This is a genomic window from Bacillus cereus group sp. MYBK30-2 (assembly GCF_051915945.1).
GTDB classification, from domain to species: Bacteria; Bacillota; Bacilli; order Bacillales; family Bacillaceae_G; genus Bacillus_A; species Bacillus_A paramycoides.
Genome location: NZ_JBQAFR010000001.1, coordinates 1,272,656 through 1,288,363, shown reverse-complemented (window position 1 = coordinate 1,288,363; position 15,708 = coordinate 1,272,656). Strand labels below are relative to the sequence as shown.

The following is a 15,708-nucleotide window of genomic DNA, read 5'->3' as shown; positions in this document are numbered from 1 at the left end:
GCACTACAAATCGTAGTGCAATGCGGAGGAATAAAATGAATGCAGCGGATCTAACAATTTGGCTAGTAGTAGGGGCAGGGGTACTTTCATTTATATCACCATGTTCTTTACCACTATATCCATCTTATTTATCATATATTACAGGATTTTAAAAATGAGGAGGCAGAAAAGTGAAGAAACTAATTGCTATCATATTAGCCGGGGCATTAATTTGGGCAGGAGTTAACTTTTATAATACTAAGAAAGAAGAAAAAGAAAGAAAAGCGAAACAAGCGGAGTTACAAGAGAAAGAAGTATTACCACAAGTGGGATTTAAAGCGCCGAACATAACATTAAAAGGATTAGATGGGAAGCTTTATTCGTTAAATGATGCAAAGGGAAAACCATATATTATTAATTTTTGGGCATCATGGTGTGGCCCATGTGAAATGGAGGCTCCTGACTTAGTTCGTTTGTATGATAAATATAAAAAGGATGTTGAAATCTTTGCGGTAAATGCAACTATCGGGGATCCAGTACAAGAAGCGAGCGCATTTGCAGATCGTCACGGATTTAAATTTTCTGTTCTATTAGATATGGATGGAGTAGCTGGAATCGATTATAAAGTATTCTCGTTACCAACGACATTTTTTGTTAATAAAGATGGAATTATAGTAGATCAAGCACGAGGGGTATTACCTCCAGATCAATTAGAAGAGAAGTTTAAGAAATTAATTGAGAATTAAGAGGGGATTTTATAGTGATGGAGTGGATAGTGAGGTTACAACCAGTATCGCTTATAATAGGAAGTCTATTTGGATTTATACTGATGAAACGAAAGATGAGGCACCAAAATGTATCATATGAAAAAATGATGGATGTTGTAACAAATGCTTTTCTTATCATCGTATTTGTATGGAAATTTGCACCGGCAATTTTAAATCCAGTATGGGCAATAGGATCGCCATTGCAAGCGTTATTAGCTGTAGGAAGTATTCAGCACATTATAGTGGGGTGCATAATTGCAAGTATATACATTGTTTGGAAAAGTAAAAAGAAGCAATTTTCGCTTCGTATTTTACTTGATGCATTGCCTTTTGGACTATGCATGAGTATTATTTTTTATTTTCTATTTCATCAAAAATTAGGTGTACAAACTACAGTGCCTTGGGGTGTGAAAATATATGAATCTAAATTTTTATATCATCCTATTTTCGTGTATGAAATTGTACTCGCACTTTGTATAATAGGCTCGTTATGGTTAAAGAATGAAAGATTAGGAAATAGAAAGAATATAAGCTTCTTTCTAATCTGTGAAGGAATAGCTCATATACTCCTTTCGCTAATTAGTGAACAAAACTCGATTCTATTGGGTCTGTCTATACAGCAAATAATGAGTTTTTGTGTTATTAGTTTAGGTATTTTGTTAGTGCCAAAAAAATAAAAATAGCCATGTACGGAGAGCATCCGTGCATGGCTATTTTTAATAGTTATTTTGTAATAGTTTGTTGTAAAAAGAGAATTATATTTCTCTCTTTACAAGTACAATTCAGAGGAGTATATTTACAGACAGAATAGCTCAATTTGTATTTGGCAGCCGAATATGTATCGCTTAATCCATTATGGAGCGGGGGAACCAAATTTGTACATATGGCACTAGGGGTGAATCCTTTTTATAGGTAGGGCTACTCTCAAGGTCCGAATCCGACAGCTAACCTCGTCAGCGTTTTGAGAGGGGGGGACTTGTGTATATAAAACACTAGGTGCAACCTAGTGTTTTCTTTTTTTATTCTCTTAGTAGCAAAAAATGAAAATATGTATTCTTAAAGAGAGGGAGAAAAGAATGAGCTGGTTTACAAGTCTAATTACAATTGGTCTATTCGTGTTAATCGCAAAACCTATGGGAGATTATTTATATAACGCTTTTCAAAAGCATCATTCATTTCAAAAAGTATTTGGACCGATAGAAACAGTATTATTTAAAGTGACTGGAGTTAAAGGTCATAGTCAAAGTGGTAAAAGATATATCTTTTGCTTATTAATGACGAATTTTTCTTTTATTGTAGTCGTATATGCTATTTTTAGGTTACAAGGAATATTGCCGTTAAACCCTAATCATTTTGAAGGATTAGAACCTACTTTAGCTTTTCATACAGCGATTACGTTTATGACGAATGCAAATTTACAACATTATGGTGGTGAAAGTAGTTTATCGCATTTTTCTCAAATGATAGGCGTAACGTTTATGATGTTCGCGGCTCCAGCAACTTCAATGGCGGTAGGTATTACATTTATTCGTCTATTGGCTGGGAAAAGAATTGGGAACTTTTTTGTTGATTTTGTTCAATCTATTATACGTGTACTTCTGCCGATTGCGTTTATAACATCATTGTTATTTGTATTATTAGGAGTACCGCAAACCCTTGATCCAACAGTAACTGTGAAAACGGTAGCAGGAACAATACAAGAGCTTCCACGCGGGCCGGTAGCTTCTTTATTATCTATTAAAGAACTAGGTGACAACGGTGGCGGATTTTTTGGAACGGTTTCTGCACACCCTTTCGAAAATCCTAATATGGTCAGTAATGTGTTGCAGATGGTATTACAAATGCTAATGCCAATGGCGTTTCCATTTGTATATGGGAGAATGGTCGGTAATCGAAAGCAAGGAAGAATGCTTTTTATATCAATGCTTATTCTTTTTATAATTGGTTTCTCGGTTCTTGCTACGACTGAATTAAAGGGGAATCCGCTGTTAAATCAATTAGGATTAGAAAGTTCACAAGGAAATATGGAAGGGAAAGAAACGCGTCTCGGTGTTATTTCTTCAGCTCTTTACGCGAATGTTACAAGTGCCTCTGGTACTGGTGGGGTCAATACGACTCATGACACGTTAACGCCAATTGGAGGGATGGTCCCGCTTGTAAATATGCTTTTAGGAGCAGTGTTTGGTGGTATTGGAGTTGGGTTTATGAATATAATCATGTATGCGATGATTGCTGTGTTTTTAGCAGGATTGATGATCGGCCGTACACCGGAATTTTTGAATAAGAAATTGGAAGGAAAAGAAATGAAGTTAATCGCGATTACGATTGTATCTCAGCCATTACTTATTCTTGGAGCGGCGGCAATTGCTTTTTCGACTTATCATGGAACGGATGCCATTTCCAATCCTGGTTTTCACGGTTTAACTCAAGTAATATATGAATATACGTCGTCAGCTGTTAATAATGGATCTGGATTTGAAGGGTTAAAAGATAATACACCGTTTTGGAATCTTTCAACTGGTATTGTAATGTATATTGGTAGGTATTTTGGAATCATTACAATGCTTGCTGTTGCAGTAGGGCTTAAAAAGAAGAAGATTATCCCTGAAACGATAGGAACCTTTCAAACTGATACTCGTTTATTTGGCGGGATTTTGTTAGGGACAATATGTATAGTAGGTGCATTAACATTTTTACCAGTGCTCGTACTTGGCCCAATTGCTGAATTTTTAACGATAATTTAACTGTATCATGTAATAAAGAAGGGTAATCCGTGTTTTTTAGGATTACCCAGTTTTCATTTTCATAATATGAACTAAAAAATCGGCGGAGTAACAGAAAATAAAACAATTGCATTTTTCTCGAATTGATTCACCCATTTATGCTTTAGATAAGCCGGTATTTTTACACTATCACCAGTTTCTAATATGTATTCCTCGTCGTTTAAATACAATGTAATTTTCCCATCTAATACGAATGCTAATTCTTCTCCTTTATGTTCTAAAAGATTTTCTGATGAAGAAGTATTTGGAGGAACAGTCATAATTGCTGTTGCTAAATTTCCTGTGAAATCAGGCGATAACAATTCATATGATAAATTATCAATAATCATTTTTTTTCGTTTATTAGAACGAACGATTAAATCGTCTGTATTTGTTTCTTCAAGTAAAAAACTAAATGTTGGAACATCAAGAGCTTTTGCGAGTACCTTTAATGTTTGAATGGAAGGATTAGCAGAACCACGTTCAATTTGACTAAGCATAGATGGTGTAATTTCAGCCAACTTTGCTAGTTCTTTACTAGTTAACCCTTTTTCTTTTCTTTGTTTTTCAATTTTTTTACCAATATCTATATTTTCCATAATAAATTCTCCTTAATGATTATTAAATTATATTTAAATAAATTAAATTAAAATTAACTAAAACTGAATTTTGTGTTAAACTATATTAAAATTAATTCAATTATAATTTATTGTATGGCTAGCTACAAGGATATGAGGAGGAAGAGGAATGAAGGAGATAGAGGCATTAAAAGAACGATACCCACTATTAAATAACCTTATTGCAACGGAAGAAGTATTTTGGGTGAACCCGAATACGGAAAAGTATGAAACGGCAATAAAAGGTTCACCGCTTAATAAAGAAAATGTAAAAGATGCAGAAGATAGGTTAAAAAGATTTGCTCCATATATTGCAAAAGTTTTTCCTGAAACGAAAGAAACGAGCGGAATTATAGAATCTCCTTTAGTGAAAATACCTTCTATGAAACAATCTTTAGAGAAAAATTACGGGCAACCTATTTTAGGAGAATTATTATTAAAGTGTGATAGTCATCTTCCAATATCAGGATCAATAAAGGCAAGAGGTGGCATTTATGAAGTGTTGAAACATGCTGAGCAAATAGCTTTGCAGCATGGAATGTTAACTGAGCAAGATAATTATTCAATTTTAGATAGTGATAGATTTAGAGAGTTTTTTGCGAAATATTCTATTGCGGTAGGTTCGACAGGAAATTTAGGGCTTAGCATCGGCATTATGAGTGCGAAATTAGGTTTCAATGTGACAGTTCATATGTCAGCAGACGCAAAAGAATGGAAAAAAGATTTATTAAGAAGCAAAAATGTAAACGTTATTGAATATGAAGCTGATTATAGTAAAGCGGTAGAAGAAGGACGTCAACAAGCAGATGCTGATCCTAGTTGTTATTTTGTTGATGATGAAAATTCACATGACTTATTTTTAGGATACGCAGTGGCAGCGTCTCGTTTGAAAAAACAATTAGAAGAGTTAGAGATTGTAGTAGATGAAGAACATCCTTTATTCGTTTATCTTCCGTGCGGAGTCGGTGGAGGCCCAGGTGGAGTAGCATTCGGTTTAAAGTTATTGTATAAAGACAATGTTCATTGTTTCTTTGCTGAGCCTACGCACTCTCCATGTATGCTACTAGGTTTAATGACGGGACTTCACGATAAAATTTCCGTTCAAGAAATCGGCATTGATAATGTAACAGAAGCTGATGGACTTGCGGTAGGAAGACCATCAGGATTTGTCGGTAAAACGATGGAACCGTTTTTGAGCGGGAATTATACAGTAAGCGATGAAGAGTTGTATAGATTGTTAAAAGAACTGGCTGATACTGAAAACATTTACTTAGAGCCTTCTGCGTTAGCAGGTATGATAGGTCCGTTAAATGTATGTAAAGTTGAAAATGAGTATTTACAAAAACATCAGTTAACGGAAAAGGTAAAGAAAGGTACACATATTGTATGGGGAACTGGTGGGAGTATGGTACCAGAAGATGTAATGAGTGAGTATTATAAAAAAGGTGTGAAATTGACGTTAAAAGAAAAATGAGGCTATTTGCAGCCTCATTTTTCTTTTATTTATATGGAATGTTTAAAAAATAGGGAGGAGTAAATTATTATGACGAGTGTAAAAATAAAAGTGTATAGCAAATGTTCAACAAGAGCAGCTCCTATCCAGTCTCCTAGCTCTTTAGAAGTATCACTTTAAATACTCGGCATAAATGAATGAGTAATTCCAAAAAATGTATAAGTAAGAAATGTTCCTTAAAACCTTCCTAATAAGATAACTAACCTTGGCAAAAGGTATCCTCCAAATATAATTTCTTCTTCAAAACCAATATTTTAATTAAATAGTAATAGAGATAATAAAACATTTCTAAATTTAGCCCATTTATTTTTTTGATACTTATAGGAATCATTATAAAAACTTTGTTATTTTCACCCTAGTTCTTTATAGTATAGATATAAAGGATTGCTAATATTGATTAAATATAATAAGAAAAGCTTTATTTTATATAATAAGAGGATGTGTGTATACGATGTCATTACAGACAAAATATATAGCGGGTATTTCGCTTGGAGTTATGGGGGTAGGCTTTGCGGCTTCTATCCCTTTTCAAGGGACGGTAGCAGGGGAAATTATACAAGGGGGATTTGAAGCGGGATTAGTCGGCGGGCTTGCGGATTGGTTTGCGGTTACAGCTTTATTCCGTCATCCGTTGGGAATTCCGATTCCACATACAGCATTATTACCTAAAAATCGGAAGCGGGTAACAAAGGGGCTCGTTTCTACGTTAGAAAATGAATGGCTGACGAAAGAAAGTATTACAAGTAAAGTAAAAGAAATGCAGCTAGCACAAATGGTACTGCAAATTGCTGAAAAAGAGTTGCAGTCTGATGCTGTGAAAAAAGGGATTGTAACAATTGCTGAGAAAGCGATTCTTCAAATAGATACGGAAAAATTAGCGGTTATTATTGAAAAAGAATTAAAAACATATTTGCATACAATTGACACAAGTAACATATTAAAAATGCTTGTTGATCAATTAGTAGTGCAAGAATATGATGAAAAAACACTTGATTACATATTAGTAAAAGTGAAAGATTGGACGGCTCAAGATGAAGCTCGTTATCAGCTCGGAAGCTTAGGGATGAAGGCGATGGAAAACATAAAAGTAGATGGATTTTTACAGTTTACTTTGAAATCGTTTATGAATATTGTAGATGAAGATAAAATTGGAGGCATTTTGCAAAAGTTTATTATTAGCAATATTAACAGCTTGCAAGATGCTGATAATAGTACAAGACAACTTATAGTAATGAAGATTCGTCAAGAGCTTATAAATGTGAAAGAAAACGAAGCTTTATTACAGGAATTAGAGAATTGGAAAGAAAAATGGATTGCCAATTGGAATGCTACTGACAAAATAAAAGAGATGCTAGAGCAAGTACAACAAAGAGCAGTTACCTTTGTGAAAAATGAAGAATTTGCTGATAAATACCTTGTTCCATTTTTAAAAACACAAATGAATAAATTACAAGAAGACGCACTGACTGTTCAAAAGATAGAAGAGTGGTTACAAAAGCAAGTTGTCACGCTTGTTGAAAAAAATCATTCGAAAATTGGAAAGCTCGTACAAGAAAATCTTGATAAGCTAGATGATAAAACATTAATCGAAATGATTGAAAATAATGTGGGGAAAGATTTGCAGTGGATCCGTGTGAACGGGGCTGTTTGTGGTTTTATGATTGGATTAGTTTTAGAAGGAATAAAAGCGATTATATGAGAAAAACCTTCCACAAATGTGGAAGGTTTTTTACTTTTCGATAACGCTCATATTTAAATTATAAGCCTTCTCAATATTTACTTTATATGTCCCATTTCCTGTTTTAACCGTGTTTTTATACCAATGTTCTCGTTCGTTTAATTCTGGATTTTCTTCCGAAGAATTATCTTCTTTTTTCGTTAAGTTTTCTACTTGTTCCCAAGGTGTATTTCCGTGAGTTTCTTTTTGATTTGTTACGGCTGTTAAAGATACATCACTTTCTTTTGCTAAATGAACAGATACATTGGAACTTTCTTGTACAAACCAATTATTTTGTAATTGACCTGGATAAAGAGATAGTTCGTTATTTGAAGCGCGAATTTCCACATTTTTATTTTGCGGGAGTACAAGCGTTGGTTTCACCTGTGTTGCTGAGTTAAATAACGTATGCTGAACTGGTAATGATTTTAATGTTACGTACATCGTTTCTCCAGCCGTTTGAACTGAAAGAAAATCCTCTTGTTTTAAATTGAGTTTTTCATCTGCTTTCGTCGTCATTTCATATGTTCCAAGAAGATGAACTTGATTCGTGTTGCTACCTTCTATCGTTAGAGGATGGTTACCCGCATCTACTACAATTTTTGTAATAGATTCAGGCATACTAAGTTGCTCGGTAGGAATAGTACCAGTTTGTCTCGTTGTATTAATAGAATGACGTATTTCGTCTAGTAATCCAGTGGATAGTAAACAATAAAAAGCAATTCCTACGCTTCCTAAAACACCGATAAAGAAAATACTAAAAATATCATATTTAACAAAGGATTGCTCCTTCTTAGAAAATAGAAGGTATAGTAAAATTTCAGCGCCAAGTATGATAAGTAAAACAGGCCACCATGCTGTTAATGTATCTAATGCTTGAACTCCTTTTACGACTGAAAATAGTAAAAAGCAACCTAATAAAATAATGGAAATCCCCATCGAGATGGTTCCAACACGCCATGTCCTCATTCTTTTGTCCCACCTTTGCTTTCTTTATTTCCAAGTAACAATTTAAAGCCGCCACCAATTAAAAGGAGCGCAACGATAGATGTTTGGAAATAGCGATAATACAGTTCGCTAAGATGAATATTAAATATAGTTGCAAAATAATCGTCTAAAATAGGAAGAAGAGTTTGATCTAATAAATAATAACCACCTAATGCAATTAAACCAATGCCAATCCATCTTTGATGATTTATAAAATAATCGATAATAGGTTCGTCATGTATGCCTTCTTTTCCGTATTTTGCTGTTTGTTGTAATGTATCAAAAAAGCTATAAAACCAAATGATTGGCACTAAAAATAAGAAGGCAGAAAGTCTTAATAAATCGAGTAAATATATAGAAAGTAAAAAGGCTGCCATAAGCTGAAGACCGCGGCGTTGTAAGCCTAAATACATATGTCCTGCTCCAGGAAACATTGCTAAAATGGAAGCGAATGTTTTACTTTTCTTTCCTTGTTCTCGATGCTCTTCAAATTCTTCAAAAATAGTACGATCAACTAACTGTTCACCACGTTCTTTCTTTTGTAGTTGTTGAACAACATCGAAGAAATTATAAATCCATAAAACAGGCAACGTAATAAGGAAAATAAGGAAACTTTCTTGGTTAGTTAGTAATGTAACAAATATAATCATGCTACCTAAGCCTGTACAAGCAACTAAAAATGTAAGGCCACGCTGCATAAGTCCTAATTGGAAATGTCCAAGTCCAGGAATGATTGATAAGAGAATGATATAAAATCGTTCGCTTTCTTTAGAGGACTCTGTAAATTGTCCGGCTGCTTGTTTTTTCGATTGATTTATAATAGTGATAACTAAATCCATTAAGTTGATCACCCATAACACTGCTAGTAAAAATAGAGAAAGAAAAGCAATATTGCGCTCTCCTAATGCTATTGTACAAAATACTGCAAAGATAAATAGAAATAAAGATCCTCCGCTATATAGAATGAAACGTCCAATCTTCTTTAAATATAAATGTCCAAGCCCAGGAATTAGCCCTAACACAAGCGCTAAAAAGGGATTTTTATTCATGCTTTAAACCTCCGTCCTTTTTGGATGTGTGCACTGTTTTGTTTACAATTTGTTGTGAGATAGAAGTCTCATTTTCTTTGGAAGATTTCTCGAAATTAGATGTCGCTGTGAAAATATAATGGAATAAACCACTTACCATAAAAATGATTGTAGCCGCAGTCGCAATTATGTAATGAATGATCGTGCGCTTTAGCTGGTTTGATTTCATATTTTCATTAGGCTGTAACGTTTCAAAATTAATTTGCGTCATAACTTCGTTTGTAAATGAATCATCATTTATCATTGGAAGGTTTTCATGCTGTTCATCAATACTTTCCATATAAAGTGCTAAACAATGATCACATTCATAAAGGTGTTCTTCCATAGATTCACGTTCATTGCTTGCTATAAGATCTAGCGTATAATTGCTCCAATCTTCTTTTGCATAATGCGTCATAGAAACTCTTCCTCCTTCCAATGTTTTTTAATCCATTTTCTTGCCCTATACAGTTTCATTTCGACTGTTTTCACTTCGATGTCTTCCTGCAAAGCAATTTCTTGATAGCTTTTTTCTTCTAAATAATGTGCGAGAACAACGTCACGGTAATTTTCGGGTAGTTCTCTCAGTTTTTGAGCAATCAGTAATTTTTGCTCTTTCGTCAATAACAAAGCCTCAATATTATGAGAGGATTTTATATTTTCTTCAGTTTCTTTACATAAGGAGAGTTCTTCGTTTTCTCTAGCTTTTTTCCTCTTATAGTCAATTGCGTGATTGGTAGCAATACGTGCCATCCACGTTTTTAATCCGCGAAATTGATAATTAGGGAGAGAGGCGTGAATTTTTACGAATACTTCTTGTGTAACATCTTTGGTATCTTCTTCATGTCTTAAAATAGCAAAAATAACTTGGAAAATATAATGACGATACGTTTGTACAAGGATACGAAAAGCATGCTCACTTCCTTGTTGTGCTTTTTCAATTAATTGTCTTTCCTCAATCGGTCTCTCCCTCCTTTTTGACGCATTCTATTATATAGACGTCAGAAATGATAAGTCACCCTACACATGTTGTAAAAAAAGAATAATATATTTTTAGAGAAGGGGCTATATGAAAAAGGTGTGAAAAAATGGTAAGCAGAAGTATATAATGAGCAAGTAGGAAATGATACGAGGAGAAAGGATGTGAATGTTAGTAGGGGGAGGTCCATACTAACAAACATGAAAATTAAAATATTAATAGCGGATGATAATTCATTTATAAGAGAAGGCATGAAGATTATTTTAAATACATACGAAGAGTTCGAAGTCGTAGATACTGTAAATGATGGAAGAGAGGCTGTAGCGTATTGTAAAAAGCATGAAGTTGATATTGTGCTTTTAGATGTTCGTATGCCAAACATGAATGGGGTAGAGGCGACGAAGTTAATTTGTGAAGAGACAAAAACGAAACCTCTTATTTTAACGACGTTTGATGATGATGAATATATTTTGGACGCAGTGAAAAACGGAGCGAAAGGTTATTTATTAAAGAATAACGATCCGGAGCGTATTCGTGATGCAATAAAAGGAGTATATAACGGCCAAACTGTTATGCAAGATGTGGTGCTTGATAAAATTAAGAGTAATTTACTAGAAAATAAAGAAACAGAGTCTAAAATAGATAAGAGCCTTTTCACAGAAAGAGAGCTTAGTATTATCGCATTAATTGCAAAAGGATTTTCTAATAAAGAAATTTCGAAGCAACTTTTCATATCTGAAGGAACGATTGCAAATTATATTACATCTATTTTAGGGAAAACTGGACTTGAACATCGCACACAAATTGCGATTTATTACTTAACAGGGAAAGTAGATTAATGATATGGAATTTTGGTTAACTGTAAGTAAACTTATTGTCTTTTTATATATAGTGTTCAGCTACATTCATTTAAATGTTACGAACTTACCGTGGATTATACTTACTTTGCTTATATATCTTTCTATAAATGTGATAATTTCTATATTAAAAAAAGATACGTACAATAAGGTTTTAATCTGCGTGTCATTTGGCGTAATCATACTGTTTACGTGGAAGGTTCATCCGTTTTTTATCTTGTTTTTACCTTTGAACTTATATGAAATTGCAAATTATTATATAGAAAAGAAATGGTTAATCTTTTTCATTATGACCCTTCCTATTATTTTTATAGGTGAAGGTATTCAAATGACGTATGGACTTATTAGTACATTTTGTTTTTTTTCCTTAACGATAGCTCACCACTATATAGCGCGATTATTAAAACTCGAAATGCAAAATGATAAAATGAGAAAAGACATACAAAGACTTACGAAAAGTTTAAATGAAAATAAAGATTACATAAGGCAATCAGAATACACATTTAAGTTAGAGGAGAGAAATCGATTATCTCAAGAAATTCATGATAAAATTGGTCACTCGATGACGGGGGCACTTATTCAAATGGAAGCAGCGAAGAGATTAATGGAAATAGATAAAGTAAAATCTGCTGAGTTATTACAAAATGCAATTCATATTTCGAAAGACGGTATTGAAAGCATACGGATTACATTAAAAAATATGAAGCCACCAACAGAGCAAATTGGTATTCATCGTATGAAATTATTCATAGAGGAATTTGCTGGTAAGCATGATGTAAACATTCCATTCGTATATAAAGGGAATTTAGATATGATTTCTCCGATCCAGTGGAAAATTATCGGTGAAAATGTTACGGAGGCGTTAACAAATGCGATGAAATACGCTGATGCGACAGTCATCTCAATAGAAATTCACGTGTTGAACAAGGTGATTAAAGTTCAAGTAAAGGATAACGGGAAAGGTGCAGTTCTTGTTAAAAAAGGTCTCGGTATTATGGGGATGGAGGAGAGAACAGCGTCTGTAAACGGGAAAATTATTGTAGATGGGACAAGTGGTTTTTCAGTAACAATGTTGTTGCCGATATAAGGGAATGGGACGAGGATGAATCATCTCATATGAAAAAAGTGAATAATCTCATGTGAAAAGAATGAACTTCTGCACTGAGCAGGTTCATTCTTTTTGTTTATAATAACAGCAGAGAAACCGAAATAGGGGTGAAATGATGAACACATTGGAAATTAAAAATTTAACGAAAAAATTTGGTGACTTCATCGCGGTAGATAATATGTCTTTATCTATTAAAGAAGGAGAAATATTTGGATTTTTAGGATCGAATGGTGCTGGTAAAAGTACAACGATAAATATGATTGCTGGGTTGTTAAGAAGTAATGAAGGTGAAATTAGCATACTAGGAAAAAATATAAAGAAAAATAATCGATTTGCGAAAATGAACATCGGTATTGTTCCGCAAGATATAGCAATATACGAAGAGCTAACTGCCTATGAAAATGTGAAATTCTTTGCCGGATTGTATGGACTAAGGGGAGCAGAGCTAAAAGCGAGAGTAGAGGAAGCACTTCAATTTGTGGGGCTTAGTGATAAACAGAAAAGCTACCCGAAAAACTTTTCTGGCGGGATGAAAAGAAGGTTGAATATAGCTTGTGCAATTGCACATAGACCGAAGTTAATTATTATGGATGAGCCAACAGTTGGAATTGATCCGCAATCAAGAAACTACATTCTTCAGTCTGTCCGAAAATTAAATGAAATGGGAAGTACGATTATTTATACAAGTCACTACATGGAAGAAGTAGAAGAGATTTGTACGAAAATAGCAATTGTAGATCACGGTAAAGTAATTGCAGAAGGCACGAAAGAACAGTTAAAAGCGATTATTACCGATACGAAAGACATTTGGATTGAAGTGAAGTCAGTAGAAAATCTAGACGTTGAAAAATTAAAAGAGATAAACGGTGTGAAAGCTGTTCAAATTGAAGAGAACGTAATCAAAGTAAATTCTGATGCAGGATTAAATAATTTAAATAAAATTATTCAACACTTTATTAATCATGATATTGAAATTCGTTCATTAGAAGAGCAGGCTCCGAATTTAGAAACAGTATTCCTTACATTGACCGGAAGAAACTTACGAGATAAATAAAGTGATTGTAAGAATAGAAAAGGGAGGTTCATCGATTGAACATCTTCAATATTGCAGTTATGCACATTAAAAGAGATTTCAGAGACGTAAGAACTTTAGTTTTTATGTTGGCATTTCCGATTGTGCTTATGCTTGTATTAGGAACAGCGTTAAGTAACGCATTTAATAGCGATAGTCATTCGATTAAAGATATACAAGTGCTTTACAAAGATGAAGCGAGTAGCACGTTTTCTCAATCATTTGAAGCGTTTACGAAAGAAGTCGATAAATCGGGTATTCATTTTAAAAAAGCTTCCGAAGGTATAGATGGTAAAGAAGAAGTGAAGCAAAATAAATATGCTGCATATGTAGAATTGAATAAAGATGGTGCGAAATTTTACGGAAGCGACAGAAGTAGTATTGAAGGAAGTATTGTTGAAGGAATGCTTACGACATTTGTTGATAAGTACAATGTAGCGGCCGAAGTTGCAAAAGTAGATCCAAGTAAGGTTAGCGCAGTTATTTCAAATGGAAATCACAATGATTATATTAAAGAAACATCTTTACAAGCTGCTAAAAAACCAGGTTCTATGGATTACTATGCGGTTGTAATGACGACAATGATTGCACTGTATGCGGCAATGGGGGCGAGCTTTTTAATTCGAGGAGAACGAGTGCGTAAAACAGGAGATCGTTTAATTGCAGCACCTATAAGTAAGGCTGAAATTTTCATTGGAAAAGTGCTCGGAAGTCTTGTAGCAAATGGACTTTGTCTATTACTCGTCGTTTTATTTAGTAAATTTGTTTTTCAAGCAAATTGGGGCGACCATCTAGGAATCATATTTCTTATTTTACTAACAGAAGTCTTTCTAGCAATTAGCTTCGGTTTAGGGATCGGATATATTACAAAAACAGGTGAGGCATCTAGAGCAATTATTATGGTAGTTGTGCAATTAGCTTCTATTTTTGGTGGTGCATATTTCGTAGTAGAAGAAAATTTCGTTACGAATTTATCACCATTAACGTGGGCAAATACAGCTGTTATGAAAATTATTTATGCAAATGATATAGGGGCGGCACTGCCGGTAATATCTTTAAACCTTGGAATATCAGCACTCTTTTTATTAATTGCGATTATTGCATTACGTAGACGGGAGGGGCTATAATATGAAAGATATTTTATGGCTCATACGAAAAACATTAGCTGCGCTTTTAAAAAATAAAAAAGGATTATTACTTATTGTAAGTTTGCCGATAATAGGAACACTCATTTCTTTTTCAATATATGGGAATGTAGGGCAAGGAACGTTAAATATTGGTGTAATAAATAAAGAAAATCAGCCTATCGCAAATGATACAGTGAAATTTTTAGAAGGACTCAATCATGTAAATGTTAGTAAAATTAAGGAATCTGAAGTGGAAGATAAACTCACTTCAAAAAAACTTGATGGTGTTATTACAGTACAGTCTGGTTTTTCCGAAAGTGTTCGAGCAGGGAAACCGAGTCATATTGAAGTTTCATCGATTAAAGGTGATCAAGTAACAGTATTTATAAAATCATATTTATATAACTATATTGATAATATCGCTGCGATTAGTAAAGTGGCAGGGGCGGATCAAAGCACGTTTAATAATATGTATGCAGGATATCAAAAAAGCTCATTTAAAGTAAAGGCTGAGACACTTGAAGATACTTCGAAAAATAAGGATATGACAAATCAAACGATTGGCTATCTTATCATGTTTATGCTATTTTCGGCAGCGAATTTATCTGGAATTATTTTGAAAGAAAAAGAGAACAGAACGTATTTTAGATTATTATCGACACCGATAGATGGAAAGAAATTTATATTATCTAATGTCGCGGTGAATATGATTATACTAACAGTGCAGATTGTAATTGCCGTATTATTTATGAAGTATGTTTTTCATACAAATATAAATATGCCTTTCACAGTGATGATTGGTGTACTCATGATATTTGCTTTAATCGCAATTGGTTTGTCTTTAGTAATTGTGTCTTTTGCGAAAAATTCAACTGCTTCAAATGCGATGCAAAATGTCGTTATTGTACCGACATGTTTATTAGCGGGATGCTATTTCCCATATGATATCATGCCGAAAACGGTACAAAAAATAGCTGATTTTTTACCGCAACGCTGGCTAATGGACACGATTTCGAAATTGCAGCAAGGAATTCCGTTTTCAGAGTTGTATTTAAATATATTAATTTTATTTGCTTTTGCGATAGCATTCTTCTTAATTGCGATTTATAAGTTTGGAAGAAATAATGATGCAAGGAACTTTATTTAATGAAAAAAG

15 protein-coding genes, 1 pseudogene and 1 riboswitch are annotated in these 15,708 nt (G+C 33.8%); of the genes and pseudogenes, 11 read left to right on the top strand and 5 right to left on the bottom strand.

All coding sequences use genetic code 11. From position 1 onward, the window contains the following. Positions 1-35: 35 nt before the first annotated feature. The 4 genes and pseudogenes from ACTFQM_RS06675 to kdpA all read left to right on the top strand — a co-directional run. Positions 36-146, top strand: a pseudogene (locus ACTFQM_RS06675) (cytochrome c biogenesis protein CcdA); the annotation flags it as partial. Between the two features lie 24 nt (positions 147-170). Continuing rightward, positions 171-725, top strand: coding sequence for a TlpA family protein disulfide reductase (locus tag ACTFQM_RS06670; RefSeq protein WP_440033839.1), 555 nt, complete (start codon positions 171-173; stop codon positions 723-725). Between the two features lie 14 nt (positions 726-739). Then, the gene (locus tag ACTFQM_RS06665) at positions 740-1,423 is read left to right on the top strand and encodes a prolipoprotein diacylglyceryl transferase family protein (RefSeq protein ID WP_025148972.1); all 684 of its coding nucleotides are present in this window, start codon (positions 740-742) and stop codon (positions 1,421-1,423) included. Between the two features lie 155 nt (positions 1,424-1,578). Continuing rightward, positions 1,579-1,721: riboswitch (cyclic di-AMP (ydaO/yuaA leader) on the top strand. 101 nt (positions 1,722-1,822) lie between these two features. After that, a complete protein-coding gene (kdpA, locus tag ACTFQM_RS06660; RefSeq protein WP_048373413.1) occupies positions 1,823-3,490 on the top strand; it encodes a potassium-transporting ATPase subunit KdpA in 1,668 nt (555 codons plus the stop codon). A 71-nt stretch (positions 3,491-3,561) separates the two neighbouring features. Here kdpA and ACTFQM_RS06655 read toward each other — a convergent pair whose 3' ends face one another. Next, on the bottom strand, positions 3,562-4,107 hold the full coding sequence (locus ACTFQM_RS06655) for a helix-turn-helix domain-containing protein (RefSeq protein ID WP_002171312.1): 546 nt from the start codon (positions 4,105-4,107) through the stop codon (positions 3,562-3,564). Positions 4,108-4,255: 148 nt separating this feature from the next. On the opposite strand from ACTFQM_RS06655, the gene ACTFQM_RS06650 reads away from it, so the two are divergent. Both ACTFQM_RS06650 and ACTFQM_RS06645 read left to right on the top strand, forming a co-directional pair. After that, positions 4,256-5,599 carry a D-serine ammonia-lyase gene (locus ACTFQM_RS06650; protein ID WP_440033838.1) on the top strand — a complete coding sequence of 448 codons (1,344 nt, stop codon included), beginning with the start codon at positions 4,256-4,258 and terminating at the stop codon, positions 5,597-5,599. 490 nt (positions 5,600-6,089) lie between these two features. Then, positions 6,090-7,337 carry a DUF445 domain-containing protein gene (locus ACTFQM_RS06645; RefSeq protein ID WP_048373421.1) on the top strand — a complete coding sequence of 416 codons (1,248 nt, stop codon included), beginning with the start codon at positions 6,090-6,092 and terminating at the stop codon, positions 7,335-7,337. Between the two features lie 30 nt (positions 7,338-7,367). On the opposite strand, the gene exsE is transcribed toward ACTFQM_RS06645, so the two are convergent. Genes exsE through ACTFQM_RS06625 form a run of 4 tightly spaced genes read right to left on the bottom strand, consistent with a single transcriptional unit; the run spans position 7,368 to position 10,312 of the window. Continuing rightward, positions 7,368-8,324, bottom strand: a complete 957-nt coding sequence (gene exsE, locus ACTFQM_RS06640; RefSeq protein ID WP_440033837.1) for an exosporium protein ExsE — start codon at positions 8,322-8,324, stop codon at positions 7,368-7,370. Beyond that, positions 8,321-9,391 (bottom strand): hypothetical protein, encoded by a 1,071-nt coding sequence (locus ACTFQM_RS06635; protein ID WP_440033836.1) that lies wholly within the window; start codon positions 9,389-9,391, stop codon positions 8,321-8,323. Before ACTFQM_RS06635 ends, exsE begins: the two co-directional genes overlap by 4 nt. Continuing rightward, positions 9,384-9,827, bottom strand: a complete 444-nt coding sequence (locus ACTFQM_RS06630; protein WP_440033835.1) for a hypothetical protein — start codon at positions 9,825-9,827, stop codon at positions 9,384-9,386. Before ACTFQM_RS06630 ends, ACTFQM_RS06635 begins: the two co-directional genes overlap by 8 nt. Then, entirely contained in the window at positions 9,824-10,312 is a 489-nt protein-coding gene (locus ACTFQM_RS06625; RefSeq protein WP_440034397.1) for an RNA polymerase sigma factor, read from the bottom strand. Before ACTFQM_RS06625 ends, ACTFQM_RS06630 begins: the two co-directional genes overlap by 4 nt. 276 nt (positions 10,313-10,588) lie before the next feature. Between ACTFQM_RS06625 and ACTFQM_RS06620 the strand changes: the two genes are divergently transcribed. The 5 genes from ACTFQM_RS06620 to ACTFQM_RS06600 all read left to right on the top strand — a co-directional run bounded on the left by ACTFQM_RS06620 (position 10,589) and on the right by ACTFQM_RS06600 (position 15,699). After that, on the top strand, positions 10,589-11,227 hold the full coding sequence (locus ACTFQM_RS06620) for a response regulator (RefSeq protein ID WP_440034396.1): 639 nt from the start codon (positions 10,589-10,591) through the stop codon (positions 11,225-11,227). A gap of 4 nt (positions 11,228-11,231) precedes the next feature. Beyond that, positions 11,232-12,332 (top strand): sensor histidine kinase, encoded by a 1,101-nt coding sequence (locus ACTFQM_RS06615; RefSeq protein WP_440033834.1) that lies wholly within the window; start codon positions 11,232-11,234, stop codon positions 12,330-12,332. A gap of 136 nt (positions 12,333-12,468) precedes the next feature. Beyond that, the gene (locus ACTFQM_RS06610) at positions 12,469-13,407 is read left to right on the top strand and encodes an ABC transporter ATP-binding protein (RefSeq protein ID WP_098305998.1); all 939 of its coding nucleotides are present in this window, start codon (positions 12,469-12,471) and stop codon (positions 13,405-13,407) included. A 35-nt stretch (positions 13,408-13,442) separates the two neighbouring features. Further along, complete coding sequence (locus ACTFQM_RS06605; protein ID WP_440033833.1) at positions 13,443-14,552, top strand: ABC transporter permease; 1,110 nt, start codon at positions 13,443-13,445, stop codon at positions 14,550-14,552. Position 14,553: 1 nt separating this feature from the next. Further along, positions 14,554-15,699 (top strand): ABC transporter permease, encoded by a 1,146-nt coding sequence (locus ACTFQM_RS06600; protein ID WP_440033832.1) that lies wholly within the window; start codon positions 14,554-14,556, stop codon positions 15,697-15,699. Positions 15,700-15,708 lie beyond the last annotated feature (9 nt).

Coding starts and splice junctions, on each gene's coding strand:
- kdpA (WP_048373413.1), top strand. CDS start 1,823: ATGAGCTGGTTTACAAGTCTAATTACAATTGGTCTATTCGTGTTAATC.
- ACTFQM_RS06655 (WP_002171312.1), bottom strand. CDS start 4,107: ATGGAAAATATAGATATTGGTAAAAAAATTGAAAAACAAAGAAAAGAA.
- ACTFQM_RS06650 (WP_440033838.1), top strand. CDS start 4,256: ATGAAGGAGATAGAGGCATTAAAAGAACGATACCCACTATTAAATAAC.
- ACTFQM_RS06645 (WP_048373421.1), top strand. CDS start 6,090: ATGTCATTACAGACAAAATATATAGCGGGTATTTCGCTTGGAGTTATG.
- exsE (WP_440033837.1), bottom strand. CDS start 8,324: ATGAGGACATGGCGTGTTGGAACCATCTCGATGGGGATTTCCATTATT.
- ACTFQM_RS06635 (WP_440033836.1), bottom strand. CDS start 9,391: ATGAATAAAAATCCCTTTTTAGCGCTTGTGTTAGGGCTAATTCCTGGG.
- ACTFQM_RS06630 (WP_440033835.1), bottom strand. CDS start 9,827: ATGACGCATTATGCAAAAGAAGATTGGAGCAATTATACGCTAGATCTT.
- ACTFQM_RS06620 (WP_440034396.1), top strand. CDS start 10,589: ATGAAAATTAAAATATTAATAGCGGATGATAATTCATTTATAAGAGAA.
- ACTFQM_RS06615 (WP_440033834.1), top strand. CDS start 11,232: ATGGAATTTTGGTTAACTGTAAGTAAACTTATTGTCTTTTTATATATA.
- ACTFQM_RS06610 (WP_098305998.1), top strand. CDS start 12,469: ATGAACACATTGGAAATTAAAAATTTAACGAAAAAATTTGGTGACTTC.
- ACTFQM_RS06600 (WP_440033832.1), top strand. CDS start 14,554: ATGAAAGATATTTTATGGCTCATACGAAAAACATTAGCTGCGCTTTTA.